26 protein-coding genes are annotated in these 26231 nt (G+C 60.1%); 16 read left to right on the top strand and 10 right to left on the bottom strand.

Going from position 1 to position 26231, the window contains the following annotated elements:
- The first annotated feature begins 321 nt into the window (after nt 1-321).
- A complete protein-coding gene (locus ABEG21_RS18140; protein ID WP_347558021.1) occupies nt 322-1992 on the top strand; it encodes a glycoside hydrolase family 44 protein in 1671 nt (556 codons plus the stop codon).
- Between the two features lie 13 nt (nt 1993-2005).
- Here the strand turns inward: ABEG21_RS18140 and fabV are convergent, their stop codons facing one another.
- On the bottom strand, nt 2006-3202 hold the full coding sequence (fabV, locus tag ABEG21_RS18135) for an enoyl-ACP reductase FabV (RefSeq protein ID WP_347558020.1): 1197 nt from the start codon (nt 3200-3202) through the stop codon (nt 2006-2008).
- Between the two features lie 212 nt (nt 3203-3414).
- On the opposite strand from fabV, the gene ABEG21_RS18130 reads away from it, so the two are divergent.
- Nucleotides 3415-4656, top strand: coding sequence for a cystathionine gamma-synthase family protein (locus ABEG21_RS18130; protein WP_347558019.1), 1242 nt, complete (start codon nt 3415-3417; stop codon nt 4654-4656).
- Between the two features lie 506 nt (nt 4657-5162).
- Nucleotides 5163-5672 carry a hypothetical protein gene (locus tag ABEG21_RS18125; RefSeq protein ID WP_347558018.1) on the top strand — a complete coding sequence of 170 codons (510 nt, stop codon included), beginning with the start codon at nt 5163-5165 and terminating at the stop codon, nt 5670-5672.
- Here the strand turns inward: ABEG21_RS18125 and ABEG21_RS18120 are convergent.
- Nucleotides 5669-6409: an aspartate/glutamate racemase family protein gene (locus ABEG21_RS18120; RefSeq protein WP_347558017.1), complete on the bottom strand. Its 741-nt coding sequence runs from the start codon at nt 6407-6409 to the stop codon at nt 5669-5671. The two genes, ABEG21_RS18125 and ABEG21_RS18120, sit on opposite strands and share 4 nt — an antisense overlap.
- Nucleotides 6410-6508: 99 nt before the next feature.
- Between ABEG21_RS18120 and ABEG21_RS18115 the strand changes: the two genes are divergently transcribed.
- From ABEG21_RS18115 to ABEG21_RS18105, 3 genes are all read left to right on the top strand, one after another.
- The gene (locus ABEG21_RS18115) at nt 6509-7321 is read left to right on the top strand and encodes an AraC family transcriptional regulator (protein ID WP_347558016.1); all 813 of its coding nucleotides are present in this window, start codon (nt 6509-6511) and stop codon (nt 7319-7321) included.
- Nucleotides 7322-7352: 31 nt separating this feature from the next.
- A complete protein-coding gene (locus ABEG21_RS18110; RefSeq protein WP_347558015.1) occupies nt 7353-7937 on the top strand; it encodes a TetR/AcrR family transcriptional regulator in 585 nt (194 codons plus the stop codon).
- Between the two features lie 81 nt (nt 7938-8018).
- Complete coding sequence (locus tag ABEG21_RS18105; protein ID WP_347558014.1) at nt 8019-8768, top strand: SDR family oxidoreductase; 750 nt, start codon at nt 8019-8021, stop codon at nt 8766-8768.
- A 23-nt stretch (nt 8769-8791) separates the two neighbouring features.
- Here ABEG21_RS18105 and ABEG21_RS18100 read toward each other — a convergent pair whose 3' ends face one another.
- Complete coding sequence (locus ABEG21_RS18100) at nt 8792-9391, bottom strand: LysE family translocator (protein ID WP_347558013.1); 600 nt, start codon at nt 9389-9391, stop codon at nt 8792-8794.
- 70 nt (nt 9392-9461) lie between these two features.
- Here ABEG21_RS18100 and ABEG21_RS18095 point away from each other — a divergent pair, with 70 nt between their 5' ends.
- Complete coding sequence (locus ABEG21_RS18095; RefSeq protein WP_347558012.1) at nt 9462-10370, top strand: LysR substrate-binding domain-containing protein; 909 nt, start codon at nt 9462-9464, stop codon at nt 10368-10370.
- 31 nt (nt 10371-10401) lie between these two features.
- Here ABEG21_RS18095 and ABEG21_RS18090 read toward each other — a convergent pair whose 3' ends face one another.
- Nucleotides 10402-10668 carry a helix-turn-helix domain-containing protein gene (locus ABEG21_RS18090; protein WP_347558011.1) on the bottom strand — a complete coding sequence of 89 codons (267 nt, stop codon included), beginning with the start codon at nt 10666-10668 and terminating at the stop codon, nt 10402-10404.
- Nucleotides 10669-10744: 76 nt separating this feature from the next.
- On the opposite strand from ABEG21_RS18090, the gene ABEG21_RS18085 reads away from it, so the two are divergent.
- Nucleotides 10745-10975, top strand: coding sequence for a hypothetical protein (locus ABEG21_RS18085; RefSeq protein ID WP_347558010.1), 231 nt, complete (start codon nt 10745-10747; stop codon nt 10973-10975).
- Nucleotides 10976-10990: 15 nt separating this feature from the next.
- Entirely contained in the window at nt 10991-11320 is a 330-nt protein-coding gene (locus ABEG21_RS18080; RefSeq protein WP_347558009.1) for a zinc-binding dehydrogenase, read from the top strand.
- 111 nt (nt 11321-11431) lie between these two features.
- Here ABEG21_RS18080 and ABEG21_RS18075 read toward each other — a convergent pair whose 3' ends face one another.
- Complete coding sequence (locus tag ABEG21_RS18075; RefSeq protein WP_347558008.1) at nt 11432-12328, bottom strand: LysR substrate-binding domain-containing protein; 897 nt, start codon at nt 12326-12328, stop codon at nt 11432-11434.
- Between the two features lie 148 nt (nt 12329-12476).
- On the opposite strand from ABEG21_RS18075, the gene ABEG21_RS18070 reads away from it, so the two are divergent.
- Nucleotides 12477-13931, top strand: coding sequence for an amidase (locus ABEG21_RS18070; protein WP_347558079.1), 1455 nt, complete (start codon nt 12477-12479; stop codon nt 13929-13931).
- 358 nt (nt 13932-14289) lie between these two features.
- On the top strand, nt 14290-15897 hold the full coding sequence (hpnH, locus tag ABEG21_RS18065) for an adenosyl-hopene transferase HpnH (RefSeq protein ID WP_347558007.1): 1608 nt from the start codon (nt 14290-14292) through the stop codon (nt 15895-15897).
- A gap of 174 nt (nt 15898-16071) precedes the next feature.
- Here hpnH and ABEG21_RS18060 read toward each other — a convergent pair whose 3' ends face one another.
- Nucleotides 16072-16953, bottom strand: a complete 882-nt coding sequence (locus ABEG21_RS18060) for a LysR substrate-binding domain-containing protein (protein ID WP_347558006.1) — start codon at nt 16951-16953, stop codon at nt 16072-16074.
- Between the two features lie 106 nt (nt 16954-17059).
- On the opposite strand from ABEG21_RS18060, the gene ABEG21_RS18055 reads away from it, so the two are divergent.
- Nucleotides 17060-17815, top strand: a complete 756-nt coding sequence (locus tag ABEG21_RS18055; RefSeq protein ID WP_347558005.1) for a sulfite exporter TauE/SafE family protein — start codon at nt 17060-17062, stop codon at nt 17813-17815.
- Nucleotides 17816-17966: 151 nt separating this feature from the next.
- On the top strand, nt 17967-18491 hold the full coding sequence (locus tag ABEG21_RS18050) for a hypothetical protein (protein ID WP_347558004.1): 525 nt from the start codon (nt 17967-17969) through the stop codon (nt 18489-18491).
- A gap of 64 nt (nt 18492-18555) precedes the next feature.
- Here the strand turns inward: ABEG21_RS18050 and ABEG21_RS18045 are convergent, their stop codons facing one another.
- The gene (locus tag ABEG21_RS18045; protein ID WP_347558003.1) at nt 18556-19527 is read right to left on the bottom strand and encodes a DJ-1/PfpI family protein; all 972 of its coding nucleotides are present in this window, start codon (nt 19525-19527) and stop codon (nt 18556-18558) included.
- A 120-nt stretch (nt 19528-19647) separates the two neighbouring features.
- On the opposite strand from ABEG21_RS18045, the gene ABEG21_RS18040 reads away from it, so the two are divergent.
- The 3 genes from ABEG21_RS18040 (at nt 19648) to ABEG21_RS18030 (ending at nt 21546) form a co-directional block, all read left to right on the top strand.
- Nucleotides 19648-20328 (top strand): alpha/beta hydrolase, encoded by a 681-nt coding sequence (locus ABEG21_RS18040; RefSeq protein ID WP_347558002.1) that lies wholly within the window; start codon nt 19648-19650, stop codon nt 20326-20328.
- A gap of 18 nt (nt 20329-20346) precedes the next feature.
- Nucleotides 20347-21159, top strand: coding sequence for an alpha/beta hydrolase (locus ABEG21_RS18035; RefSeq protein WP_347558001.1), 813 nt, complete (start codon nt 20347-20349; stop codon nt 21157-21159).
- Nucleotides 21160-21246: 87 nt separating this feature from the next.
- Nucleotides 21247-21546, top strand: coding sequence for a putative quinol monooxygenase (locus tag ABEG21_RS18030; protein ID WP_347558000.1), 300 nt, complete (start codon nt 21247-21249; stop codon nt 21544-21546).
- Nucleotides 21547-21636: 90 nt separating this feature from the next.
- Here the strand turns inward: ABEG21_RS18030 and ABEG21_RS18025 are convergent, their stop codons facing one another.
- From ABEG21_RS18025 to ABEG21_RS18015, 3 genes are all read right to left on the bottom strand, one after another.
- A complete protein-coding gene (locus tag ABEG21_RS18025) occupies nt 21637-22341 on the bottom strand; it encodes a fumarylacetoacetate hydrolase family protein (RefSeq protein WP_347557999.1) in 705 nt (234 codons plus the stop codon).
- Nucleotides 22342-22466: 125 nt separating this feature from the next.
- The gene (locus ABEG21_RS18020) at nt 22467-25169 is read right to left on the bottom strand and encodes an excinuclease ABC subunit UvrA (protein WP_347557998.1); all 2703 of its coding nucleotides are present in this window, start codon (nt 25167-25169) and stop codon (nt 22467-22469) included.
- Nucleotides 25170-25488: 319 nt separating this feature from the next.
- Nucleotides 25489-26073, bottom strand: a complete 585-nt coding sequence (locus ABEG21_RS18015) for a hypothetical protein (protein ID WP_347557997.1) — start codon at nt 26071-26073, stop codon at nt 25489-25491.
- Nucleotides 26074-26231: the final 158 nt, after the last annotated feature.

Here is a 26231-nt window from a genome sequence, read left to right as displayed (position 1 = left end):
TTTTATTCGATCGACCTCTTATTCGATGCGTTTTACGCGCTAAAAACAGCCCGCTGAAACGGTCGTTCTATCACGTTGCTTATGGCTTTCAGGCCCGACGATTGCTGCTCTACCTTCGGCGGCACGAGAAAGCGCGTAACGACTTTCCGGGCTCTTTGTTCCACTACCGCACTTCATCCCTGGCCCGATTGCTTAGTGGCGGCCAGCATCAACGCCATGAGCGCCTGCAATCCTTTCCACAATCGTCACCTATAGATTGCGCAGGAAGAAGCAGAAGGTACAGATAAAGCGGTATCGGACAGACTATATTCAGGAGTACGTATGTATACCTACAGACGTTTCAACATCCTGACAGCAAGTGCGAAACGGGCGCTTACCTTCCTGGCGATATGTGGCGGTGCCACATCGCCCTTGGCACCGGCTGCTACAACGACGCCGGTCGTTCAAATCAGCGTGGATGCACAGGCGAATCGGCACTTCATCAACCCGTATATTTACGGTATCAATTTCGGCACGACGGAAACCCTATACGATTTGCGTGCAACGGTGAATCGCGCAGGTGGCGATAGTGCCTCGATGTACAACTGGCGGCTCGATGCCCGGAATGCCGGCTCCGATTGGTATTTCGAAAGCGTTCCCGTTGATGTCAACGATCCGAACAACCAATTCGGCGGGCGCTTCGTGGCCTCGACGATGGCGGGCAGCGCCACGCCGATCATCACGTTACCGATGATCGGTCGCGTGGCGAAAGTGGGTACGAACAACGCGAAACTGGCGAGTTATTCGCTGGCCAAATACGGCGCTCAAACGGGTTCCGACGCGTATTTTCCCGACGCTGGAACCGGGGTCTATGCGAATGGCACGATGATCACGAACAACAATCCTGACGATGCCACCACGACCGATTCGGCCGCGAACGAGCAGGCCCGCGTGACGGCACTCGTTCAGCAATTCGGCACGGCAATGACCGGTGGCGTGCGGTATTACGCGATGGATAACGAACCGAGCCTCTGGCAGAACATCCATCGTGACGTACACGCCACGGGCGCCCATGCCAGCGAAATCGCCAATAGCGTCATCACCTATTCGGCAGCGGTAAAAGCGGCGGATTCCGGCGCGAAAGTGGTGGCGCCCGAGGAGTGGGGCTGGGGCGGCTATTTCCACAGCGGATATGATCAGCAATACACCGCCACGCACGGCTATGCAGTGACGCCGCCGGATGCGACGAACCAGACCGGCGGCATGGATTATGTGCCTTGGTTACTGAAAACATGGAAGGCGGCAGGCCATCCGATTGACGTCTTCAGTTTGCACTTTTACCCGCAAAGTGGAGAGTATTCGGCGGATGCCAACTCGCAAACGACCGCGCTCATGCTCCAGCGCAATGTCTCCACGCGTGATTTATGGGACAAGCAGTATAAGGATCCGACCTGGATCAACAGTGTCGTGGCCCTGATCCCGACGATGCGCTCGTGGGTGAACAAGTATTATTACGTCGGGACGCCGATCGCGATCACCGAATATAACTGGGGTGGCGACACGATCATGAACGGTGCGACGGCGCAGGCCGATATTCTCGGCATCTTTGGTCGCGAAGGTCTGGACATGGCCACGCGTTGGGGCACGATCGACTCGACGATGCCGGTCTATAAAGCGTTCAAGCTGTATCGCAATTATGACGGCAAGGGGTCGGGATTCGGATCGACGAGCATCGCCGCGACGGTGCCGAATCCCGATAACGTCTCCGCTTTCGCCGCGATTCGTAGCGACAAGGCGGTGACAGTGATGCTTATCAACAAGCAGTTGAATACGTCGGCGAATGTCAACGTATCGCTGGCGAATATGGCGACGGCCGGCACGGCGCAGGTGTGGCAGTTGGCAAGCAATGCCACCACGCGGCTTTCCGACACCAGCTATTCGAGCGGGCAGTTGAACATGACCGTGCCCGCGCAAAGTGTCACCCTGCTGGTGCTGCCGAACGCAGCGCAATAGGGTGACGGCTGGCTTACATCTGTACCAGATTCGGGATCGGCACGACGGGGTTCGTGTCGGCCTCGTAATCCACACCATCGATTTCAAAACCGAAAAGTCGCAAAAATTCCTTCTTGTACCCCGCGAAATCGGTGAGTTCGTAAATGTTGTCGTTGGTCACCTTATCCCACAATTGCACGACCTCGGCCTGAACCGCCGGATCGAGCTCCTTGTAGTCGGCGCGCAGGCGACCTTCTTCGTCCACATGCGGCGTTTTGCCGTACAGGCTGTCCTTGTATAGCCCGTACACCTGCTCGATACAGCCTTCGTGCGTGCCCTTTTCCTTCATGACGCGGAAGAGCAGCGACAGATACAGCGGCATCATCGGGATGGCAGAGCTGGCTTGCGTCACGACGGCTTTCAATACGGACACGCGTGCATCGCCGCCAGCGGCCGCCAGCTTCTGGCGGATCGCGATGACCTTCTGGTCGAGATCCTTCTTCGCTGCACCAATCGAGCCGTTCCAATAGATATCGTGCGTGATTTTCTCGCCCAGATACGTGAACGCGGTCGTCTTCGCACCGTCGGCCAGCACACCAGCGTCGGACAATGCGTCGATCCACATCTGCCAGTCTTCACCGCCCATCACGGCGACGGTATTGTCGATTTCCGTTTGCGTCGCTGCCGCGAGAACGGTGTCCTTGATCACTTCCTTATCGGTATCGAGTCCGCGGAACGTCGCATCCTTACCGACAGGCTTCAAGGTCGAGTTAAAGACCTCGCCCGTGATCGGATGCGTCCGGCGGGGCGATGCCAGGCTATAGACCACCAGATCGACCTGGCCCAGATCGCGCTTGATGATATCGATCGTTTCCGTCTTGACCGCGGTCGAGAACGCATCACCGTTGATGCTGCGGGCATACACGCCCTTTTCGGTGGCCAGCTTCTCGAACGCCGCCGTGTTGTACCAGCCGGCGGTACCCGGCTTGTCTTCGCTGCCGGCACGCTCGAAGAACACGCCCAGCGTATCGGCGCCACAGCCGAAAGCTGCAGAGATCCGGGCCGCCAGGCCATAGCCGGTCGATGCACCGATCACGAGCACCCGCTTCGGCCCGTTCTCGATCGCGCCATGCTTCTGGACATAGGCGATTTGTTCTTTGACGTTGGCTTCGCAGCCGGCCGGGTGGGTCGTCACGCAGATAAAGCCACGGACACGCGGTTTGATGATCATGAAGCTCCTCACATTGGATTAAGCAATTGAATTGCAACTGCCGTTTCCGATATTGTAAGGGACAGGGGTCTCAAGAATGCAAAATGCAGTGTATCGGGACGCTGAAACGTTGCACGTCTGCGCGCGCCGGAGCCCGAAAAGTAAGCGAATGCGGAACGGCGGATCGATTTCGTTTATCATCGGTTCCCCACCTTTTTAAATCAGTTACCGCCATGCCGACCTTCGAAAACAGCGACTCAACAGCGGATAACGTGCATTCCGATCGCCGCTTTGGCGTTGAGCATGGCGGGATCCACAAGCCGATTCACACCTCGGTGCAGTACGGCTTCGACCGGATCGAGGAACTGATCGGCGTCTTCCAAGGGACGTTGAAGGGCGGCTATAGCTACGCACGTCAAGGTACGCCGACATCCGCAGCGCTGGAAACGAAGATTACGCGGCTCGAGCAAGGCGTCGGCACCATCTCGTTCGCGACCGGGATGGCCGCGATTTCGGCGATCTTTCTGACCTTGCTCCGCGCCGGCGATCACGTCGTCTCCAGCCGTTATGTGTTCGGCAACACGAACAGCATTCTCGATACGATTCAGGGCTTTGGCATCAATGTCAGCAAGGTCGATGCGGGATCCGTCGCCGCGGTCGAGGCGGCATTGCTGCCGACCACGCGAATCGTCTTCGTCGAGACGATCGCCAATCCCGGCACGCAAATCCCCGATCTCGTCGCGATCGGCGATCTGTGCCGCGCGCGCGGCATCGTCTACGTCATCGACAACACGATCCTGTCGCCGGCCTTGTTCCAGCCCCGCGCGGTGGGCGCGAGCCTGGTCGTTCAGTCGCTGACCAAGACCATCGCCGGTCACGGCACCGCGCTCGGTGGCGCGGTGACCGACACCGGGCTGTTCGACTGGACGCAATATCCCAACATTGCGGCAACGTATCGCAAAGGCGATCCCACGTTATGGGGGCTGCAACAGATCCGCAAGAAAGGGCTGCGCGATATGGGCGGCACGCTGTCCCCGGAGCAAGCGCACAGCATCAGCATCGGCGCCGAGACGCTGAATCTGCGCGTGCAACAGACGAGCGCAACGGCACTGGCCCTCGCCGAGTGGCTCGCGGCCCATCCGAAGATCAGCGCCGTGCATTACCCGGGCTTGCCGTCGCATCCGCACCACGCGCAGGCCAAGCAGCTGTTCAAGGCTTATTCCTGGCTGTTGAGCTTCGAGCTGCATGACGCGGCGGCGATGTCCGACGTCCTGAATCGCCTGCAGTTGCCGATCAAGGCGACGGGCCTTGGCGACACGCGCACGCTGATCATTCCTGTCGCGCCGACGATCTTCTGGGAAGCGGGTGCCGAAGTCCGCGCGCAGATGGGCATTGCGGACGGCCTGGTACGCCTGTCGGTCGGCCTGGAAAGCCTCGACGATCTCATCGCGGACTTTGCACAAGCGCTGGCCTGAAGTTGGTAGAAAAGTATCGCGCCGTAAGGCGCGATAAGGTGGAGCCGCGCGAGAACGCGCGGCATTCTCCCCTCAGTTAAACAGGCGCCACGCCGTCATCTACGGCAATCTCGGCGCCTGTCTTCACGCTTGTCACCGGCGCCAGCAACCGCTTCCGCGCGCCGCATCCCTTCCCTACCTATGACATTAGTGCCACGGCCCGGCACATAGCCGGCGCAGGCCGCGCCGATTTTGTCGGTCGTCTTACCCGACGTACCCCCTCTCGGACTTATTTTGTATCGATAGGTATATAAATATCTCGCACGTTCGCGCGCCGATATATATATTGCTCGATACATTAATTGAACGCGTACCTCTTGCGACCCGCACCCGCGCCGAAAGACGGATTTCGGGACAGCGTCAATCGCGCGAGGAACGCCTCACTGACCGGGGAGAAAGAATGTCAGACCGAAACAATACGGTCCTTGTCTTGTTGAATGGGAGGCGCCTGAGCGGGTCACGCGCCCTTGGCCGATCGTACCGCTGCCCTGCTCGACCGAATCGGGCCGGCCATTTTGATCACGCACTCCGCCTCGGGTCCCGACGGCTGGCTGATCGCCGACCGGCGGCCGCATCTCGTAAAAGCCATCGCCGCCGTCGAACCCATGGGGCCACCATTCGCATTGATTCCCAATATCGGCCATATGCGTTGGGGTGCAACGGCAGCGAAGATGCAATTCGAACCGATGGTGGACGATCCCGAGGTGTTGCGGGACGCCAAACCGGGTACGTATCGCTTGCCATCGCTTGCCGGCTTGCCGATTCTCGTCGTCACCGCGGAAGCGTCGGCGTTTGCGGCGGCGAGCCCGCCCACGGCGGATTTCCTTAACGCATTCGGCGCATCGGTCGAGGTACTGGCCCTGGAAGATCACGGCGTTCGGGGCAATGGCCATGGGCTGATTTATGAGAAAAATTCCGATGCCGCCTTGGCCCCCGTGTTGGCGTGGCTAATACGACAGACGGAGCACGACGTTTAAACGCCGACACCCATCAACCAGGCAATACCGGCATCGACGTGCAGTGCGGTCGTATCGAACACGGGGAGCACGGTATCCGCCTTGCCGATCAACATCGTGACCTCCGTGCAGCCCAGGATGACACTATCGGCACCTTGCATCCGCAAGGTCTCGATCACCTGTCGATATCGAAGGCGGCTTTCGTCGCGCACAATGCCTTGGCATAGTTCGTCATAAATAATGCGGTGAACGAGTTCGCGGGACTCGGCATCCGGAACTAATGGCGCGATACCGAAGCGCGATTGCAGCCTGTCGCGATAGAAGGCCCCTTCCATGGTGAACCGCGTCGCCAGCAAGGCGGGGCGCCGACAAGCTTGCTGCTGCAGCGCTTCCCCCGTCGCATCGGCGATATGCAAAACGGGCAGCCCGCTACGGTTTTCGATCTCCGCATGCAGGCGATGCATGGTGTTGCTGCATAGGAGCAATGCTCCGGCGCCTGCTCGCGCCAAGTGCGCCCCGGCGTCACCTAGTTGCTGTGCTAGCACCGGCCATTCGTCGGCCGTTTGATGTGCCGCGATGGGCGCGAAATCTGGCGACGACAGGAGGAGCGGCGCCGAATGCAGTCCCCCACGCCGCTGCCGCATCCCTTCGTTAAGGAGGCGATAGTAGATCGCCGTACTTTCCCAACTCATCCCGCCCAACAAACCCAGCGTCCGATCCATGCGCGCCGTCGGGATCGAATGTTGTATTGCATTCATCGATACACTCCTTGACAATAAGGCGTCGGTTCGTCGTAACGATCCTGATCCAGGCCCATCCTAGGGAAGTCGCTCGCCAATTTCTTGTATGAAATGCACATGACACACCCGCTGAAGGCGTTGCGCGTGGATGGCTGTACCTTGACGCTATGGTCCAAAGCCGGCTATGAGGTGCAGGACGTCAGTGATGAAGACGTCGTCGGCTTTGCGTTCGAGGCGCAAAGCGGTGTCGATGCGATCGGTAGCGATAAGAAGCGTGCTTTCAGCCGCCCGGCCAATACCCTTTCCTGGATTCCCCGCGAGTGTCCGGTCTACTCCTGCTCGAAAGAAGGCGGCGAGTATTTGGTCATTCGCAATCTCGCTGGCGCATCCCTGGCCTATCCGCGCGCTGCCGAAAGACCCTTGAACGCGATCGTGGATGTCGATGCCGTAAAAGCAGCGTATCTCCTTCGACGCATGGTGATAAGCGGCCAAGGCGGAGATGCGCTCGTCACGGCGTTGGATACGTTGGGCGCGACGCTCCATCACCATTGTCACGACGTGACACCGACGACGCCGTGGATTAGCGACCGGCGCCTGGCCGCGACCGATCGCTTTATCGATCGACATCTGCACGAGTCCCTGACAATCGATCGACTCGCCTCGGAACTCGCGCTATCGGTCGGCTTTCTGGTCAGGGCGTTTCGACAAAGCCTCGGCATGACGCCGCATCGCTACATCATGGAGCGACGCCTCGCCCATGCGCGACGTTTGCTGACCGGTAACACGCCCATTGCCACCGTTGCCTTCGAATGCGGCTTCACCGATCAAGCGCACCTGACACGCATCATGCGGCAGACAATCGGCGTGACGCCATCGCGGTATCGCCAGACGTGCGGAAAACGCGGATCCTCAGGCAGTCCGCCAATTTGACCTATCGGTCAAATTGCACTATATTCGCGATATGGCACGAGAACGCTCCTTTTCCGAACCCGAGGTGTTGAACCGTCTGACCGACGTTTTCAACACGCATGGCTATGCCGGCACCAGTTTGGCGCTGTTGCAGGAGGCCACCGGGCTCGGCAAGCAAAGTCTGTACAACACGTTTGGCGACAAGCAGACGATGTATTTGCAGGCGATCGCGTGCGCGGTGCACCGCGGCGATCACGTCATCGCCGCCATGCGAGATGCGGCGGATGGACGAGCCGCCCTGCGCGTTTTCTTCGACGCCATGGTCGAAAGCTGCGCCAGCAACAACCCGGTGCATCAGAATTGCATCGTGACCAGCGGGTTGCTGGAGGGCGTCGACGAGGCGCCGTTGGCATCGGCATTGACAAGCCGGTGGCACGCCACCTACGGGCTCCTGCACGCGGCAGTCGAACGCGGGCAGGCCGATGGTTCGATCGTCAACGCGACGCCTTCGGCCGAACTGGCGGAATGGCTGGTTGCATTGATCAGCGGGCTGCGCGTGGCGGCCCGTGCTGGAAGGAGCCGCACGCAAATGGATCGCTTGGTCGCGCTGACCTTCGGACTTCTCGATATGCCTTGATTTCAGGCACGCTTCACACTGGCCGCGATTGCGGCTTTTCTTTTCACTTATTTTGACCGATCAGTCAAATTGGAGTTTCAGATGAACAAGCCTCTCGAAGGAAAGATCGCTTTGATTACTGGCGCCTCGCGTGGCATTGGCGCCGCGATCGCGCAACGGCTGTCGAACGATGGCGCCGAAGTGGTGCTGCACTTTGGCAACAGCCAGGCAGAGGTCGAGAAACTGGCTTCGACGTTACAAAGCGCTGGCGGGACAGTGCATTTGTTGCAAGCCGATCTCTCCGCAGCCGATGGTGCCAGACAACTTGTCGCGCGTCTGAATGCATTGGCACTGCCGCGCATCGACATTCTGGTCAACAACGCCGGCATCGCGGTGTTTGGCGATCTGGCGCAGACACCTGCCGATGCTTTCGAAAAGCTCGTCAGCGTCAATATGCGCAGTTTGTTTTTCATCACGCAAGGCGTGGTGCCGCTGATGCCCAATGGCGGACGCCTCATCAATATCAGCACGGCGGCGACGCGCGTGACGTTTCCGGGAATCACCGCTTACGCCGCCAGTAAGGGCTTTGTCGATGCGCTGACGCTGCAAGTCGCGGCGGAGCTGGGACCGAAAGGCATCACCGTCAACGCCGTGGCCCCGGGTGCGATCGATACCAGCATGAGCGGCTGGATTCACGAGCCGGGCGGGAAAGAGATGTTGGCACAGGTGCAAGCATTGCCGGGCATTGGCCAAGCAGCACACGTCGCGGGTGTCGTGGCGTTTCTGGCGGGGCCTGACGGCGCATGGACAACGGGGCAGATTATCGATGCGAGCGGCGGGACGAAGTTGTAAGTCTGGGCTGTGACGGTAGGGCGCTACTTCAACCACATCGGAATAATCGACGCCACCAGCAAGCACGCCAGCAAGACATTCACAGCGCGCCATTGGATCTCGCTGCGTAGCAATCGCGCCAGCACTTGGCCGGCTGCGCACCACAGCCCCAATGAAAGCGACGATGCGATGCCAAACGCCAGCGCAAGAACAAGCGCCAAATGCACCGGCCCAGCGACGATGGAACCGAACGACGCCGCAGCGCCCACCGTCACAGCCCATCCTTTCGGGTTATGCCACAGCATCCACACACCGCCGATAAATGTCAGGGGCTTGCTTCCCGTACCCGCGGATTTCGGCGCACCGGCACGCCCCATCTTCCAGGCGAGCCAGAGAAGATACAGCGATCCCATCGCTTTCATCACGAGCTGCAACGTGGGAGCCGCCAGCAATAACGCCGCCAGCCCGCACCCGGCCGCCGCGGCCATCGACGCCAAGCCCACGGCGATACCGCTCAACACGGGGAGGGATTTCCGGAAGCCGAAGTGCGCGCCAGACGCCGTCGCCATCGTGGTCGCGCCGCCCGGCGTGATCGTCGCGGAAATGACGAATAATCCGAGCGGTAAGAAAGAAGCCAAGCCCATTTCAAGACATCCCAAGGCAAAAAGCCTCAAGCTATCGCAAGGCTTGGCATTACAAAATCGAATTCTTGTGATGCCTCGCATTAGCAATCATAATGCGACGATGTACCGAAACCTCGACCTTCAACTAATCCGAACGTTCTCCGTCGTTGCGCACCATGGCAGCATGACGGTAGCCGCCAATGTGTTGTCGCAGACGCAGGGAGCGGTCAGCCAACAGATCAAGCGTCTGGAAGCAATTCTGGACTGTGCGTTGTTTATCCGCGGCCAGCGCAGTCTGCGGCTCACCGCATCCGGCGATAGGCTGCAGGGGCACGCACGCCGTCTGATCGAGCTGAACGATGCGGTATGGCATGACATGGCCCAATCCACCGCTGCGGGCAAGGTCCGGCTGGGCGTACCCTATGATCTGGTGGGAACCTGCATCGCCCCCGTCTTGCGCAGCTATGGCACGCTCCACCCAATGGTGGAAATCGGCTTGACCTGTGCGGCGTCACCCGATCTCTTGATCGCGTTACGCAATGGCGAGATCGACCTTGCGATCGTCGAAGAGCCGGTCGGCCCCTCGGCGGGGGAGTGTCTCAGCGTCCAGCGTCTGGTGTGGGTGGGCGCCAAGGAGGGCAATGCGCATCTGAAGCAGCCCCTGCCGATATCGATCGTGTCGGACACCTGTGCCTTCCGTCCAGCGCTCCTCGACGCGTTGGCCGTGCATGGACGCGACTGGCGCGCCGTTTTCGAGAACGGCAATCTAGAAGCCACGACGGCAACGGTCAGCGCCGACCTCACCGTCGGCGCCTGGCTGGCCGGCACGGTGCCGGCCGATCTTCACATCCTGTCGGCAAGCGACGGCCTGCCGCCGCTTCCCTCCTATGCCATCAACCTGTACCTCCCGTCTCATGCACTGCCTGTCGCGGTACAGCGCTTCGCGAAACACATGCGGGATACCTTGACGCGCGCCTGGCCGTCGACGATCGCACGCTGAGCGATCGATCCGGCAGGACAAGCCGTCGTAGTCAGGCGTTGATGTCCGAAAGACTTCGGTGATATTGGCCCGGCCGAATCCCCAGCACTTTATTGAAGGCGGCACTGAAAGCGCTTTCGGATTCGTAACGGACCTCGTGCGCGACTTCGGCAACGTTGCGTCGCGTTTTCTCGAGCAGCGTGCATGCGATCTGCATGCGCCAGTGCAAGAGGTAATTCAAAAGCGATCTTGAGCCCCTTATCCTGGAGCGATGAAAGATGACTGGCAAGGGAAACGCGATCTGTCCGGGCGGTGGCATTCCGCCTCGGCACGTACGACGGTCCGGCTCGCGCACGGCTTACCCCACTGCGTCCAACAAATCCAAGGAGGTTCACGTGAAAGCATCGGTCTATGACAACGCCGGCCCGCCCGATGTATTACGTTACGCGACGTTGCGCGATCCGGTCTGCAAGGCAAACGAGGTCTTGCTGCGCGTCGCGGCGATTGCCATCGAAGGCGGTGACCTCTTCGCGCGCAGCAGCATGACGCCACCCGCGCCAAACTACGTGCCGGGTTATGCAGCGGCAGGGACGTTCATCGCGGTTGGCAGCAGTGATCTCGGCTAGCGTATCGGCGACCGCGTGGCCAGTGTCGGCATCGAGGCGATCCAACTCGCCGCTGCCACGCGGCCGTTTGGTCGGATATTGCTTATCGGCAGCGCCAGCCAAAAACCGATGCGGCCCGACCTCTGGCCCGCGATGACGAACAATATCTCGCTGCTGGGCGTAAGCCTGCGTGCGAGCTTCACTGCACCGAACACCCAGAAAGACGTCGAGGCACTCCTCGGGCAAGTAGCGCGAGGCGAGTTGGAAGTGGTTCTCGACCGCAGGTTTCGGCTCGAGGAAGCCGCAGCGGCACATCGCTATATCGAGGAAAACGCGGTGCTGGGCCGGGTGATCCTGGAACCCTGAGCCGCGGATGTCAGCGTCTTTCGATACGCCTGGATCCGTCGGCCTAGCCTCGGGTGGCACGATAGCCTCGCTATAAATCGTGCCCGTCAATCAAGCCATTCAGCCCGGGGCCTAAAACGTCAGCCGCTCCTTCAGATAGTCGATAAACGCACGAACCTTTGGCGACGGTAATCGCTCCCCTGGGAATACGGCATTCAGCTCTTGCGGCGGTCCTACCCGTGCAGGCAGAACCCGGCACAAACGTCCGGCGTCGATATCATGGGCCATGCCCTCGTCCATCCCCAAGATCAGTCCCTGGCCCGCGCGCGCCGCGTCGAGCAGAAAGGCAGGATCGCTTGCCACGATAAAAGGATCGATCGCGTAGTGCTTGGCCTTGCGCCCACGCTGTTGCATCGGCCAGCTATAACCCGATTCGCTTCGCGCCTGATGCAGCGCCAGTGCGGCATAGTCCTTCAATGCCATCGGCGTCTCCGGCTTTCCGTGCAATGTGAGATACCGAGGACTGGCATACACGCCCGTCGCGAAGCTGCCGAGGCGCCTCGCGATCATCGTCGAATCGGGCAACACGCCAAGCCGCAATGCAACGTCCATGTCTTCCGCATACATATCGATCGGAACATGGGATGCGAGAAGCTCCAGCCTGACGTCCGGATAGCGCGTCCGAAAACCCGCGATCAACGGCGCAATCCACGCGACGCCGAATGAATACGGAAGGGTCACGCGAAGCCAGCCCCGCGGCTTGCCGTGAATCCGATGCACCGCGGTCTCGCCTGCCGCGAGCTGTCGCACAATCGGCGCGCATTGTTCGAAGTACGCAGACCCGGCCTCCGTCAGCCGGAGCTTCCTAGTCGTTCTGTGGAGAAGTTGCGCACCAAGGTGACGCTCCAACGCCTGAACGCGTCGGCTGATCGTCGTCTTCGGGATTTGCAGCGCCGACGCTGCGGCGGTAAAGCTACCCGCTTCAACGACACGGACGAAGGCCAGCGTGTCGTTCAAATCTCTCGTCATTGGCGCTGGTCTCGATGGTAGCGGATCCACGACCCATGGAATGTCACTCGATCATTATCCCGCTGATGGGACAGTGCTTGCCAATTTTGCCGACTAATTATCCCATCCCCATTCCACTATCGTTTGCTTTTACACACGGAAGCACATGATGAAACTCAGCGAATACACCGCTTACGACGCAGTCGGCCTGGCAGAACTCGTGCAAAAAGGCGATGTCACGGCGGCCGAATTGAGCGAGGTCGCGCGAAAGGCCGCCTCGCGCGTCAATCCACGCATCAATGCGGTGATCGAGGATTGGTCGATCGAAGAAAGCGGACACGTCGACCGGACGGCGAACGGGCCTTTGGCAGGGGTACCTTTTCTCATAAAAGACTTGGCCGTATCGATGGCAGGCAAGCGCTGCGAATTAGGGAGTCGGCTTGCCGAAGGGGTAATCGCCGCCAATGACTCCTGGCTCATGGCGCGTTTTCGAGATGCCGGCCTCGTCACGCTCGGTCGCACGACCACACCGGAAATGGCTTTCAGTACCACCACGGAATCACTATTGCACGGCGCAACGTGTAACCCTTGGGATCCGACGCTGAGCGCCGGTGGGTCGAGCGGCGGGTCGGCGGCCGCGGTTGCTTCGGGTATCGTACCGCTGGCGCATGCGACGGATGCAGCGGGGTCCATTCGGATACCCGCCGCTTACAACGGACTCTTTGGCCTTAAGCCCACGCGCGGGAGAAGCTCCAACGGCCCCGCCTTGGATGAGGTTTTTGCCGGTTTCGGCGTTCAGCTTGGACTCAGTCGCTCGGTTCGGGACAGCGCCGCCTTGCTGGATGCAATACAAGGACATGCAACCGGCGATCCTTACATTACGCCGGCGCCCGCTCGCAGTTTTCTGTCGGAGGTCGAGCGGGACCCGCGAAAATTGAAGATAGGCGTTATGGTCGATCCCTGGAACGGCGAACGCACCGATGCCGACATCGCCGCCTCGACCCTCGCGACAGCGAAGCATCTGGAAGCGCTAGGCCACGATGTGTTCGAGGTCACGCCGGCACTCGGCGTTTCGTGGGAATCCCTGGTCAGCGGAAACGCCGTGATTTGGTGCGGGACACTCGTGGGTTGGATCGAAGGGCTTGCAACATTCACCGGGCGTCCAATGGACGATACGACCCTCGAACCCGCCACCCTAGCCTGCCTTCGCTATGGGAAGCAGACGAGCGCTGCGGCGTTTGCCGACGCCCTCGCAATGCGGAACGTCTTGACGCGCTCCGTGGGCGCCTGGTTCGAAGAATTCGACGTCCTGCTGACGCCAACGCTACCGAGCAGGCCGGATCGCATCGGGCGCTATGCGGCAGGCGCGGAATCAATGGACGGGCGGGAATGGACAGATCGTGTGTTTCGCCATTCCCCGTTCACACCCATTTTCAATGTGGCGGGGGTTCCCGCCATGTCGGTGCCGCTTGGACAAGAACCGCTGACCGGCTTACCTGTCGGCATGCAATTCGCGAGCGGCTTTGCCCGCGAGGATGTCCTGTTCCAGCTCGCGGGACAGCTCGAGCGATCTCACCCGTGGCGGCAGCGACGCCCGCTCGCGTGGGCCGGCGACCGCGAATAAAAGCGCGTCGAAGCGGCGCACTGATCAGTCATTAAAATCCACCTATTTTTCAATAACTTATATTTTCTTTCCCGCACCCCGGAAGCGGTCTTGAGCAAGAAACCGCAATCCCGGGGACAATGCTCCTCGAATAAGCTTCGCACCCACTGTCGTTTAAGTGCCCGAAGTCGCGTTTGCTGCCCGGTCAACGATCCAGCTTATAGCGTGCAAGCGCTATAATCCGGTACATGCGAAGGTCCAATGCGTTCCGCACGCATATCAATGCACTAATCGATACCGTAGTTTTCTTGATAGGAAAGGGTTTCGTAAGACACGAACCCGGCACCGCACGTACTCGCCCCAAGGCGTACGAGCGGGAATGTCCTTTCAGGTTATAGGTTATTCAAGGAGAATCAGCAGCATGGGAGTGCCCATTTCACAAGCTTGGACGGTCGCCACGTACGTTCTAAAGCAAAAGCTCATGCGTCGAGCGCGTTATCCGCTCGTCCTGATGCTTGAGCCACTCATGCGCTGTAATCTCGCGTGTGCAGGCTGCGGCAAGATTCAATATCCCGCGCATATCCTGAAGTCGCAACTGACGCCCGAAGAATGCTTCAAGGCCGTCGAGGAATGCGGCACGCCGATGGTCGCGATCCCGGGCGGTGAGCCTTTGCTCCACCCGCAAATGCCGGAAATCGTCGCAGGCCTCGTCGCGCGCAAGAAGTACGTCTATATGTGCACGAACGCGTTGCTGCTGTCCAAGCAATTGCACCTGTTCAAGCCCAGCAAATATCTGTCTTTCTCGGTCCACGTGGACGGTCAGCGCGAACATCACGACTTCTCGGTATGCCGTGAAGGCGGGTATGACATTGCGATGGAAGGCGTACGTGCGGCCGTGGCCGCTGGCTTCCGCGTCACGACGAACACGACCTTGTTCGACGGCGCGGATCCGAACAGCGTCCGCCTGCACTTCGACGAAATGATGACGGCGGGCGTCGAAAGCATGATGGTGTCGCCCGGCTATACGTACGACAAGGCGCCCGACCAGGCCCACTTCCTCGGCCGCGCGCGCTCGAAGAAGCTGTTCCGCGCGATCCTGTCGAACCGTAAGAAAAGCTGGCGCTTCAACGCCTCGCCGATGTTCATGGAATTTCTCATGGGCAAAAAAGAGCTGACGTGCACGCCGTGGGGCATGCCGACGTACAGCATCTTCGGATGGCAGAAGCCGTGCTACCTGCTGCAAGACGGCTATGCCGACAGCTTCGACGAGCTGATAGAAAGCGTGAAGTGGTCCGAATACGGCACGGAAAGCGGCAATCCGAAGTGCGCGAACTGCATGGTCCACTCGGGCTATGAAGCCAGCGGCGTGAACTACACGTTCGGTTCATTCAAGGGCTTGTTCCAGACCGTCAAGGCGATGCTGTTCGACAAGTACGACGACAAGGGCGCAACGGACCTGCTCGCGAATTGGAAAACCAAGACGCATGAAGCGCCGATGGTGTTCGTGCCGGCGGCTGAACGCAAGGCGGCCAAGGACAAGCAAGGCATCCTGGCAATCGATACCGCCGCACAGCCGGTGGCGAACGTCAGCCCGGACGATCAGGAAAACGCGGCGGGTACGGTTCACGAACGCCTCGAAGGTTGGACGCCCGAATTGACGACGGAAGCCGAAGTCCGCGATGCGATCGAGAAGGCGTTCGACTATCGCGGCGACGTGACGATCACGCGCAAGAACGGGACAGCGATCGCAGGCTATCTGTACGACCGCCAATCGAAGGCCGCGTTCAAGGACTGTTTCGTCCGCATCATCCCGCTCGGCAAGCAGGAAAAGGAAATCATTTCCTACGCCGATCTGAGCACCATTGCCTTCACCGGCAAGGATACGGCAGCGGGCAAGACCTTCGAGAACTGGGTCAAGCGCTACTGGGAAAAGAAGGCAGCGGGCGAGAAGAACATCCAGATCGAGCCGGAATTTCTGGGTGACTGACCCTCGCCGCAATGGCGAGGTGCGGCGCGGGGATCACCCCGTTGCCACGCTCTAAAACGCGTCGTACGCGTAATTCCACGAGTCATACCTGGACGGCCGAAGCCCGGTCGTCCCCTTCCCGCGTCCCAATCGGGCGCGATTCGGTCGCCATCGTCTACAGCAGCGATTACCGCGTTAATTCGACCGTATCAGCAACTGTGCAAGCAGCGCCGCATGCGCGGTCAGCGCGTCGAAATCACGTGCGCAGAGATGCAGACGTCGCGTCGCCCAACCATCCGCAAGGGGCGACACGGCCAATCCCGAACGATTCAATCGCTGTATCGATGCCATCGAGACGACAGCCACACCCACGCCGGCTTCGACCATATCCGCCAGGTCCTCGACGCTCCGCAGTCTGATGCGATAGTCCAACGTGCGCCCCCTTCGTGAAGCACGTTCTGCCAGATGCTTCTCCAAGGCCGCGTCGGATAGACCGATAAACGCCTCCTTGAGAATGTCGGCGAAAGCCAGCGGGGCACCATTGACTATCGGATGCGATCGGTGCGCAATCACCGCAAGTTGATCCTGCATGAGCAGACGCGTTTGAACGGCGGTCAGATCGGCAAAATCGGCGACGATGCCCAGATCCGCTCGCCCTTCGGCAAGCGTTTTGACGATATCCGGACTGGGTCGCTCGTCGAGATCGATCGACAAATCGGGATAAGCCAGAAGGAAACGCGTGAAGTGCTGCGGCAAGTGCCCGGCCAAGGCGGCGCTATTGGCCAGGAAGGTGATACGTCCCTTCAAGCCGGTCGCATAGGCGCGCAGCTCTCCGCGCATGTGCTCGATCTGCCCGAGAATCGCCCGCGCGTGTCGGACCAGCGCCTCGCCAGCGGCCGTCGGGCTGACTCCGCGCCGGTTGCGGCTTAGCAGCGGCGTCCCCAGCGCGGCCTCCATGCCGGCGATTCTTTCGCTTACGGCGGCGAGCGAAAGATGCTGTTCCTGCGCACCGCGTGTCAGGCTCCCTGTATCGACTACCGAGAGGAACAGTCGCAGGTCGGTCAAATCGAATCGCATGCTGTCCACTGCCTCCTGCCGACGTGTTCTGCCTTCGGTTTTTCCGAAGTCTAGCATGGGGATTGCCAGATTGTGACGCCCTGCCGCGGCGGCTAGCATCCTGCTTATGAACCCATTTCTTCTTGTCTCCGGTGCGGGCTTTCTGGCAGGTGCAATGAATGCGCTCGCCGGGGGTGGCTCCTTCGTCAGTCTGCCAGCCTTGATTGCCGCGGGCGTGCCGCCTGTTCAGGCGAATGCATCGAGCACCGTTGCCCTGTTTCCCGGCGGGGTGGCAAGCGCCTGGGCGTATCGCACCAACACCGGACCGATTGGCGACGCGAGTCTGCGCGCGCTGCTTATCGCCACCTTGTGCGGGGGCAGCGTCGGGGGCGTATTGCTACTGTATTCGTCGGCCAAAGCGTTCTCTTTTGTCTTGCCCTGGCTTTTACTGCTGGCGAGCGTCGCGCTTGCGTTCGGGCGTCGGGTAGGCGAAGCGCTACGCGCGCAACGCCATCCCCCCCGAAGCGTGATCGTCGTCGTCCAGTTTTGCCTCGGGGTCTATGGCGGCTATTTTGGCGGCGCCGTCGGCATCATGATGATCGCCATCTGGGGTCTATTCGACGGACGCGATCTGAAGGAATTGAACGCGCCCCGCACGCTGCTGGTCAGCGCCGCAAACATCAGCGCGGTCCTGATCTTTATCGTCGCCCACGCCGTGCAGTGGCAGGAAACGGTGACGATGATGATCGCGGCCATCGTCGGCGGTTATAGCGGTGCGCATATCGGACGACGCGCGCCGCAGCGGCTCGTGCGAATCGGCACCTTGGCGTTGACGTTTTGCGTGACCGCGGCGTTCTTCGCACGGACCTATGGTGCAGCGTAAGGGCATGGACGATCACGCGATTTTGCGCGACAAGGGTCTGTGTTTCAGCGGAGCGACATGGCCGTCGGCTAAATGAAAACCGGCGCGTGTACCATTTCGGCGAGTATCGAGGGGCGAGGTCTCCCGCTCATATCTGCATCGAAAGGATTCCGTGCGTTTCGCTCCTACTTCATACAAGCAACTGGCACTCGGCGGTCTGGAGCTGTTCGCCTTATTCGGCATCAGCGGCTTGATATCGCTGTATTTTCCACACTGGGTGCCGAAAGCCACTGTTGATCTCAGGCAACGCGAGTGGGCCAGTGTCTTCTCGGCGGGGTCGTTGTTCACCTGCGCGATCTCGTTGCGCGCGCTCAATATGCTGACCAAAGCCGTCTCGAAAGAGTCCGCGCTGTGGCAAGAGGTGAATGGCCCGCTGCTGAAGTGGGGATCAATGATCGTCGATGCCGCCGCGTTTCTCTGGAGCACCCGGGCGTGCACGGATCGCGACTCGATGATCGTGACGGTCCTGATGGGCATCGCCTATCTCGGCCTCCCCGCCTTGTTCAAGCGCAAAGCGGCCGCGCCAATGTCGCCGCACGATAGGCGCCACGTTCAGCCGTATGCGTCCACCGTCGGCATCGCCGCGTTGATCGCACTGATCTGCCTGTTTCTGTCCAGCGCGATTACCGAGATATGACGGGACAGCACGAAGCCGTGCTTGGCGAAGCGCGGTCGTCACGTGCTCGTGAGCGCGGCCACCGTCATACCGTCTCGACCGATCGGGCACGACGACGCAAGGCTTGCGGTGACTGTCCATAAATGCGGATGCACACGCGACGCATCCGTTCGAGATCGCCAAAGCCAACCTGCTCCGCAATCTGTTCGAGCGGCGCACTGCTGCCCTCGATACGGGGAATAGCTGCCTCGCAACGCAAGCGCTCTACCGCGCGCGCCGGCGTCTCGCCCGTTTCGGCAACGAACTGACGCGCAAACTGCCGCGGACTGATGCGCGCCACCTCGGCCAGTTGTTCGACAGAGAGGCGCTCACGCAAGTGGGTACGCGCATAGGCCAGGCAATCGCGAATGCGTCCCGGCGCCGGCTCCAGCGCAAGCATCGTCGAGAACTGCGATTGGCCGCCACTACGGCGGTGATCGACAACCAGATCACGCGCCACCGCCTTGGATATCTCTATCCCACAATCCTCCTCGATCATCGCCAATGCGAGGTCGATACCGGCGGTGATGCCCGCGGAGGTCCAAAGAGCGTCGTCCCGAATAAAAATGCGATCGGCGTCAACCTTGATCAGCGGATAGCGCCGTTGCAATTCAGCGGTATAGCGCCAGTGGGTGGTGGCGCGATGCCCGTTCAATAAGCCCGCTTTTGCCAGAAGGAAGGCACCGGTGCACACGCTGGCCTTCCGTCGCGCACGTATCGCGACGGTCCGGATGAAGGCCGCGGTCTGCGTTTGATCATCGAGGATCTCGGCCGTCGGCGCCCCCACCACCATCAGCGTGTCCAGATGGTTCGTCGACGGTGACCGTACCGTCTTGATTTCGACGCCCGATGAACCGCGGATCATGCCACCCGTGGCGGACACGATATGCACGTCGTAGGCCGCGCCATAGAAATCGACGGCCAGATTGAAGGCACATAGCGCACCGCCGAGATCCAGCAGTTCAAAACCGGGGAAAACGACAAACCAGATGCTTCTGGATAAATCGGCTTGCGGCATGGGCTTATCTCGGAATGGCAGGATTTGCGCTAAATATGTCATTTCTGCCGTCATCGATTCTCCCTAGAATGCAGTCATCGATTCACGACACGGCAAACGCCGACATACACGGAGCGAAAAATGAACGGTATCTCAAATGTGATTCTGGTGCACGGTGCATGGGCCGACGGTTCGAGCTGGGCCAAGGTTATTCCGCTGCTGAACGCCGAAGGCTTGCAGGTCACGGCCGTGCAATTGCCGCTCGTCAGCTTCGAAGCCGATGTCGCCGCCGTCCGACGCGCCATTGCGCTGACGGAGGGCAACGTCGTTCTGGTAGGTCACAGCTATGCCGGCGCTGTCATTGGCGAAGCGGGCAACGATCCGAAGGTTGCGCGGCTTGTCTATATCGACGCGTTCGCGCCGGATGGCGGAGAGTCCGCCGGAACCCTGTTCGCCCAGTTCGACAGCGCGCCCTTGAGCGCCGAGATCCGGCCCGATGCAGAAGGCTTTCTGAAGCTGACCCGCGCCGGCATTTACGACTTGTTCGCGCAGGATCTCGACGAAGACGAGAAAGCGATCGCCTATGCCACGCAAGGGCCGATCAATGGCGCGGCGTTGGGTGGCGTGCTCAGCCAGGCGGCCTGGAGGACCCGGCCGACGTTTTACCTGATCGGCGATCAGGACCACGCGATTCCGCCGCGGGAACAAGCACGGATGGCGGCTCGGATGAACGCAACGGTCATGCATGTCGACGCCAGTCATGTCCCGATGCTCTCTCAGCCGCAAGCCGTTGTGCGTTTCATTTTGCAAGCGGCAGCCTAAACGGAAAGGAGCGCCATCATGCACATCGCGTCGAATGGCATTGCACTGCACGTCGAACAACGCGGCGCTGGCGTACCGGCGCTCGTCTTTCTGCATTATTGGGGCGGGTCATCGCGTACTTGGCACCACGTCATCGAAGCGCTGGAGCCGCAATTCCGCACGATCGCCATCGATCAACGCGGTTGGGGGAAGTCCGATGCCCCGGAAAGCGGCTATACCGTGGCGGATATGGCCGACGATGCACAAGGCATCATCGACGCGCTCGACCTCGAACGCTTCATCCTGGTAGGGCATTCGATGGGCGGCAAGGTCGCGCAACTGATCGCGTCGCGCCAGCCCGTCGGTTTGATCGGCCTGGCCTTGATCGCGCCGGCACCGCCGGGCGCGCTCGGCCTGGACCTCGCCACCCGCCAAGGAATGACGCATGCGTATGACACGCGTGCGAGCATCATCGCCACGGTGGAACAGGTGCTCGCACCGGATGGACTCGACGCCGACGATCTGGAAACGGTAATTCAAGACAGCCTGGCCGGCTCACCGGCCGCCAAGGCGGCCTGGCCGCTGGCGACGAGTCAAGAAGACATCGCGCGCGCCGTGACGGAAATCGATGTGCCGGTGATCGTGATATCCGGGGAGAACGATCGTGTCGATCCGCCCGCGGTTATACGGCGTGAAGTGCTCGCGCGCATACCGCAGGCGCGCTTGACCGTGCTTCCCAAGATCGGCCATCTTTCGCCCCTCGAAGCACCGGAGCAGATTGCGGCATTGCTCAGCACCTTCGTGCGTACGTTGATTCAAAAAGATTGCGCCGCGCCGCCGACGTTACGGTAGCGGTTCGCGCCGGCACATTCGTTACGGTCAAGTGGGTACGGAAATTGCGCTTGTGCAACAAGATGCCACTTTGAAAGGTTCAACAGAATGTCCGATCTTTATATCATCGCAACAATGATCGCGAAGCCCGATCGTATCGAGTCGCTTCGCGAACAGTTGCTTCCTGCAGTGAAGGCATTTCGGCAAGAGCCCGGTTGTCTCGCCTATACCCTGCTCGAAGACAAGAAACGACCGGGCCGATTCGTCACGTACGAGCGCTGGACCGATGAGGCGGCACTGAAGGCGCATATGTCGGCGCCTACGTTGCAGGCATTGAAGCCCTTGCTTCCCGATTTGCTGGCAGAAGAAATGACGCAGGACTTTTTAGAGACGCTGGTCGTGCTGTAGTAGCGGCGCCCGCGCCGGCAAGGGGATAGACCGCAGGCTGTGCCTGTCGAGATGTGGTCTATCCCTGCTTGCCGTCACCGTTTCATGCCATCAGGAAACGGTGATCACCAGCGTGCTAAGCCCATCTATCGACGCCACCATCTTGTCGCCGCTTTTCACTTTCCCCACGCCTGCAGGTGTGCCGGTGTAGATCAAATCACCCGGACCGATCGCAAACGCAGTGGAAAGGTGGGCAATCACCTCCGCCTGATTCCAGATCATATTTTTAAGATCGCCATCGGTCGCGGTAGCGTCGTTGACGGTCAAGCGGATGCGTCCCTCTTTCAAGACACCTGTCTTGGCGATCGGCGTGATGGCGGAGCACGGCGCCGACTGCTCGAAGGACTTCCCGGCCTCCCATGGCCCCCGAATCTCCTGCGCATGGTTTTGCAGATCGCGCCGCGTCATATCGAGGCCAACGGCATAGCCATAGACATGTTGCATGGCATCCTCCGGCTTAATATTCATACCGCCCGACTTCATCGCGAGTACCAATTCGATTTCGTGTTCGTAATCTTGCGTCAACGAGGGATAGACGACCGACCCGCCACTTTGCACAAGCATATCGCGCTGCTTCTGGAAAAACAGCGGCGGCTGACTGCGGTCGTGCTTCAGTTCCTCGACGTGCGCAAGGTAATTGCGGCCGATGCAATAGATGCGGCGAATCGGAAAACGGTGATCGGTGCCGAGGACAGGCAACGACGGGTTCTCCGGCACGGGTAACACATACCCATCCCGGCCAGTTCCTTGCGCCATGGCTCCTTGGGTCGTCACGCTAAGCGTGCTTGCGGCCGCGGCCATTCCCGCAGTGATGAAAAAATGTCGGCGTTGCATGATGTCTTCCTCCTGGTGTGTGTTCTGACCGATTCGCCCGCGCGCGCCTACCGCGGACGTCCCGTCAGCGCTTCTTGTAAATATGGTGCCGTTCTACTTTCCACGCACTTGGCGACGGCCTCTGGCGGACCGTTCGCGACGATCCTACCACCTTGGTCTCCCGCACCGGGACCGATATCGATAATCCAATCGCTCTGCGCCGCCACGCGCATATCGTGTTCCACGACGATCACCGTATTGCCGGCATCCACCAAGCCTTGCAGATGGCCTAGCAGTCGATCGATGTCGAGGGGATGCAGCCCGGTAGTGGGTTCATCCAGGATATAGAGCGTGTCGCCGCGTTGCGCGCGCTGCAATTCCGTTGCCAACTTGATGCGTTGCGCTTCGCCGCCCGATAGCTCGGTTGCCGGCTGCCCCAGACGCAAATAGCCCAAGCCAATACTGCGCAGCAGATCGAGCACACGCGCAAGGGTCGGCTCTTCCGCGAAGAACGTTGCCGCCTCGTCAACCGTCATCGCCAGCACATCGGCGATGCTGGCGTCCTGCCACAAAACCTCGAGCGTCTCGTCGTTGTAGCGTTTCCCGCCGCACCGCGAGCAGGGCGCATACACGCTCGGCATGAAGAGCAATTCGACGCTCAGCCACCCTTCCCCTTCGCAGGCCGGACAACGTCCTTTCGCCACATTGAAGGAGAACCGGCCCGCGTCGTAATGGCGTTTGCGTGCCAACGGTGTTGCCGCGAACAGCTTGCGGACATGATCGAATAAGCCCGTATAGGTAGCCAGATTCGAGCGTGGCGTACGACCGATCGGCTTTTGATCGACGCGCACGAGGCGTCGGATGCCTTCCAAGCCCGAGGCGATTTCACCGCCGGATTCGGTGGGTGCATCGGGAAGCAGCGCGTCGGCATCGTCCTGGGCATCTGTGTCTGGCGCGACACCCAGTGCAGCGGCAAGCAGCTCCGGCAAGGCCTGACTGACGATACTGGACTTGCCTGATCCGGATACGCCCGTCACCGCCGTGAAGCACCCCAGCGGAAAGGCGAGATCGAGATCGCGCACGTTATTACGAGTGACATGCGCGAGGCGAAGCCAACGCGTTTGCGCTCGCGCGGCGCGTTGGATTGGCGTCTGTTCGCCGAATAGATATGCTCGTGTTTGCGAGGCTTCGACCTCCGCCAGACCCGCAGGGGGACCGCTGTAGACAATTTCACCGCCGTGCGTCCCGGCACCTGGCCCTACGTCCACCAACCAATCGGCACCCCGCATCGTTCTCAGATCGTGCTCGACGACAAAGAGCGAATTACCGTCCGCTTTCAGTCGCTGCAAGGCGCCAAACAGGGCATCCCCATCGGACGGATGCAAACCCGCCGACGGCTCGTCGAGAACATAGACCACACCGAATAATTGAGATGAAAGCTGCGTTGCCAGGCGCAAACGCTGCAGCTCGCCCGATGACAAGGTGGTGGTACTTCGGTCCAGCGCCAGATAACCGAGTCCGAGATCGGTCAAAGCCGTGATGCGCTCCAATAGCTCGACGGCGATACGTTGCGCGGCGATGCGCTTCTCATCGGACTGGTGCGGTGAGCGCCGTACGTCAGGCGAGGCAGCATGCGACGCACCGCCTGCAGCAAGTCGCGCCGCAGCTGCGGCGCGGCGCTCCGCGAGGCTTAACGTGTCGTTCTCCGCCGCCTCGACGCGCGTCGCCTTTGCTGCGCCTTGCTTCCGCCCCTGCGCGTCGCGCAGCCCTTGCGCGACCGGTTCGAGGACAGACGCCAATTGCCTCAGAGACAGGTTCGCCATTTCCGCGATGTCCAAGCCGGCAAAGGTCACCGAAAGCGACTCGGGTTTCAATCGCTTCCCATGACAGCTGGGACAGGCCCCGCTGACCATATATTGCGAGACACGCTTTTTCATCGACGCACTCTGCGTGGTCGCAAACGTGTGCAGCACGTACCGCCGGGCGCTGGTGAACGTCCCTTGATAACTGGGCTCCGCCTTGCGCTTCAGTGCGGCTCGGGTCTCCGCGGGAGAAAGCCCGGCGTAAACGGGGACGGTCGGTGTCTCGTCGGTGAACAGAATCCAGTCACGCAGCTTTTTGGGAAGATCGCGCCACGGCTTGTCCACGTCATGACCCAGGGTCACCAGGATGTCTCGTTGATTTTGCCCCTGCCATGCAGGCGGCCATGCCGCCACCGCGCGTTGTCGAATCGTCAACGTGTCATCCGGGACCATCGATTTTTCCGTCGCCTCGTAGACACGTCCTAATCCGTGACAGGTAGGACAAGCGCCTTGAATCGTGTTCGGGGAAAAATCTTCAGCGAAGAGCATCGCCTGCTTGGGTGGATACAGTCCGGTTCGCGAATACAGCATGCGCACCAGGCTCGACAAGTTGGTGACCGTCCCCAACGAGGAGCGCGCGCTGGGCGTACCGCGCTGCTGCTGTAGTGCCACTGCAGGTGGCAAGCCCTCAATCGCATCGACTTCGGGCACGCCCACCTGATCGATCAAGCGCCTGGCGTAAGGCGCGACCGATTCGAAGTAGCGTCGCTGCGCTTCTGCATACAAGGTACCGAATGCCAGGGACGATTTCCCCGAACCCGAGACGCCGGTGAAAACGACCATCGCATCCCGCGGTATGTCGACGTCGATATTCTTGAGGTTATGTTCGCGTGCGCCCCTGACACGGATAAAACCGACGCGGGGGGGCGTCTTTTTAGGACGAGGATGAGATAGTTTTTTTGCAGGCATGCACTCGTAACTCGGTATGGGCGGGCGGGGTGAGACGTAACCCCGGTGCGTCGTCGCATTGGCGGTAGGGGGAAGAGAAGCAAGAATTGTTCTATGTTCGAGGTTGAGCATCCTGGCAGCGCTGCGGACAGAAACAACGCTCGTTGAATAGTCCCGAAAACGACGCGTTCTAGGATTTCACCTAATGATGCGTGCAAAGGACGCTGCAATTCCAATTGGCGCGATAAACGTCAAGTCGAATGAGGACTGATCTCCGACCGGATGCACTGACCTGCCCGGTTTCCTAAGACCATTCGGTTCTAGCAGTTCAGATCAAAACCTAGATCTTCTTCCAATTTTGTTCGTCGCAACGTTGGTCGCTTGGGCCATAGGAGTAGTGGTTGTCTGCCCGAGCCGTTAAAACCCAGCCCGATTCTCGCTCATAAAGCAGCCATTGCTCATCCGAAGGATCGTCTTCATATGGCGACGTTGTAAGCGTGCCGCCTTGATCGAAGGTGAAACACCACGAGCCGAGCAGCGGGCCGTCCGAGACGGAAGTAATCCGCTGTCCGTCAAGTCGCTCGACTGCGGACTGGATAGTGCTATCAGGCGACTCGCTATGTGCGGCTTCTTGTCCCTTAAACAAGATTGACCAATTACAGCAATAGATCCACAAATGCCACTCGCCGACTACATGGGTCCGCCTGCGCGTCAGAGCGTCACGCACGCTCTCCGAAGTATGGGGCGAAACTTTTATCGGCTCGCGTATTTGCAGAGAGGGCGTTCCAAACTCGAGGGTCAAAAAACTTCCATGGCCCTTTTTAACAGACCATGCGGGATTGCCGTAGACGCGGGCCCAAACTCGTTCGATCTCCGTTGCTCCCAATTCCCCCTCCCGCTTTTTGGCCATTTCGTTGCCGGTCATTGTCACAGTCTGTTCTCGAATTGCCGGCTCTACAAGCAAGCTAGTCGGCCTTTCGTGGCTGTTTGTGCTCGCCCCGCTTCTCGAAGGTGTCGCGTAATAAACCGCATCGTCGTTGACTTGCCCGACCCCATGATGCCTTCGACGATCACGAGTCGGTG

This window comes from Robbsia sp. KACC 23696 (assembly GCF_039852015.1).
In the GTDB taxonomy this organism is placed as follows: domain Bacteria; phylum Pseudomonadota; class Gammaproteobacteria; order Burkholderiales; family Burkholderiaceae; genus Robbsia.
Note: the sequence above shows the minus strand (reverse complement) of the source record. Positions and strands in the feature narration are given on the sequence as shown.

Coding starts and splice junctions, on each gene's coding strand:
- ABEG21_RS18140 (WP_347558021.1), top strand. CDS start 322: ATGTATACCTACAGACGTTTCAACATCCTGACAGCAAGTGCGAAACGG.
- fabV (WP_347558020.1), bottom strand. CDS start 3,202: ATGATCATCAAACCGCGTGTCCGTGGCTTTATCTGCGTGACGACCCAC.
- ABEG21_RS18130 (WP_347558019.1), top strand. CDS start 3,415: ATGCCGACCTTCGAAAACAGCGACTCAACAGCGGATAACGTGCATTCC.
- ABEG21_RS18120 (WP_347558017.1), bottom strand. CDS start 6,409: ATGAATGCAATACAACATTCGATCCCGACGGCGCGCATGGATCGGACG.
- ABEG21_RS18115 (WP_347558016.1), top strand. CDS start 6,509: ATGACACACCCGCTGAAGGCGTTGCGCGTGGATGGCTGTACCTTGACG.
- ABEG21_RS18110 (WP_347558015.1), top strand. CDS start 7,353: ATGGCACGAGAACGCTCCTTTTCCGAACCCGAGGTGTTGAACCGTCTG.
- ABEG21_RS18105 (WP_347558014.1), top strand. CDS start 8,019: ATGAACAAGCCTCTCGAAGGAAAGATCGCTTTGATTACTGGCGCCTCG.
- ABEG21_RS18100 (WP_347558013.1), bottom strand. CDS start 9,391: ATGGGCTTGGCTTCTTTCTTACCGCTCGGATTATTCGTCATTTCCGCG.
- ABEG21_RS18095 (WP_347558012.1), top strand. CDS start 9,462: ATGCCTCGCATTAGCAATCATAATGCGACGATGTACCGAAACCTCGAC.
- ABEG21_RS18090 (WP_347558011.1), bottom strand. CDS start 10,668: ATGCCACCGCCCGGACAGATCGCGTTTCCCTTGCCAGTCATCTTTCAT.
- ABEG21_RS18075 (WP_347558008.1), bottom strand. CDS start 12,328: ATGACGAGAGATTTGAACGACACGCTGGCCTTCGTCCGTGTCGTTGAA.
- ABEG21_RS18070 (WP_347558079.1), top strand. CDS start 12,477: ATGAAACTCAGCGAATACACCGCTTACGACGCAGTCGGCCTGGCAGAA.
- hpnH (WP_347558007.1), top strand. CDS start 14,290: ATGTCCTTTCAGGTTATAGGTTATTCAAGGAGAATCAGCAGCATGGGA.
- ABEG21_RS18060 (WP_347558006.1), bottom strand. CDS start 16,953: ATGCGATTCGATTTGACCGACCTGCGACTGTTCCTCTCGGTAGTCGAT.
- ABEG21_RS18055 (WP_347558005.1), top strand. CDS start 17,060: ATGAACCCATTTCTTCTTGTCTCCGGTGCGGGCTTTCTGGCAGGTGCA.
- ABEG21_RS18045 (WP_347558003.1), bottom strand. CDS start 19,527: ATGCCGCAAGCCGATTTATCCAGAAGCATCTGGTTTGTCGTTTTCCCC.
- ABEG21_RS18040 (WP_347558002.1), top strand. CDS start 19,648: ATGAACGGTATCTCAAATGTGATTCTGGTGCACGGTGCATGGGCCGAC.
- ABEG21_RS18035 (WP_347558001.1), top strand. CDS start 20,347: ATGCACATCGCGTCGAATGGCATTGCACTGCACGTCGAACAACGCGGC.
- ABEG21_RS18030 (WP_347558000.1), top strand. CDS start 21,247: ATGTCCGATCTTTATATCATCGCAACAATGATCGCGAAGCCCGATCGT.
- ABEG21_RS18025 (WP_347557999.1), bottom strand. CDS start 22,341: ATGGCGCAAGGAACTGGCCGGGATGGGTATGTGTTACCCGTGCCGGAG.
- ABEG21_RS18020 (WP_347557998.1), bottom strand. CDS start 25,169: ATGCCTGCAAAAAAACTATCTCATCCTCGTCCTAAAAAGACGCCCCCC.
- ABEG21_RS18015 (WP_347557997.1), bottom strand. CDS start 26,073: ATGACCGGCAACGAAATGGCCAAAAAGCGGGAGGGGGAATTGGGAGCA.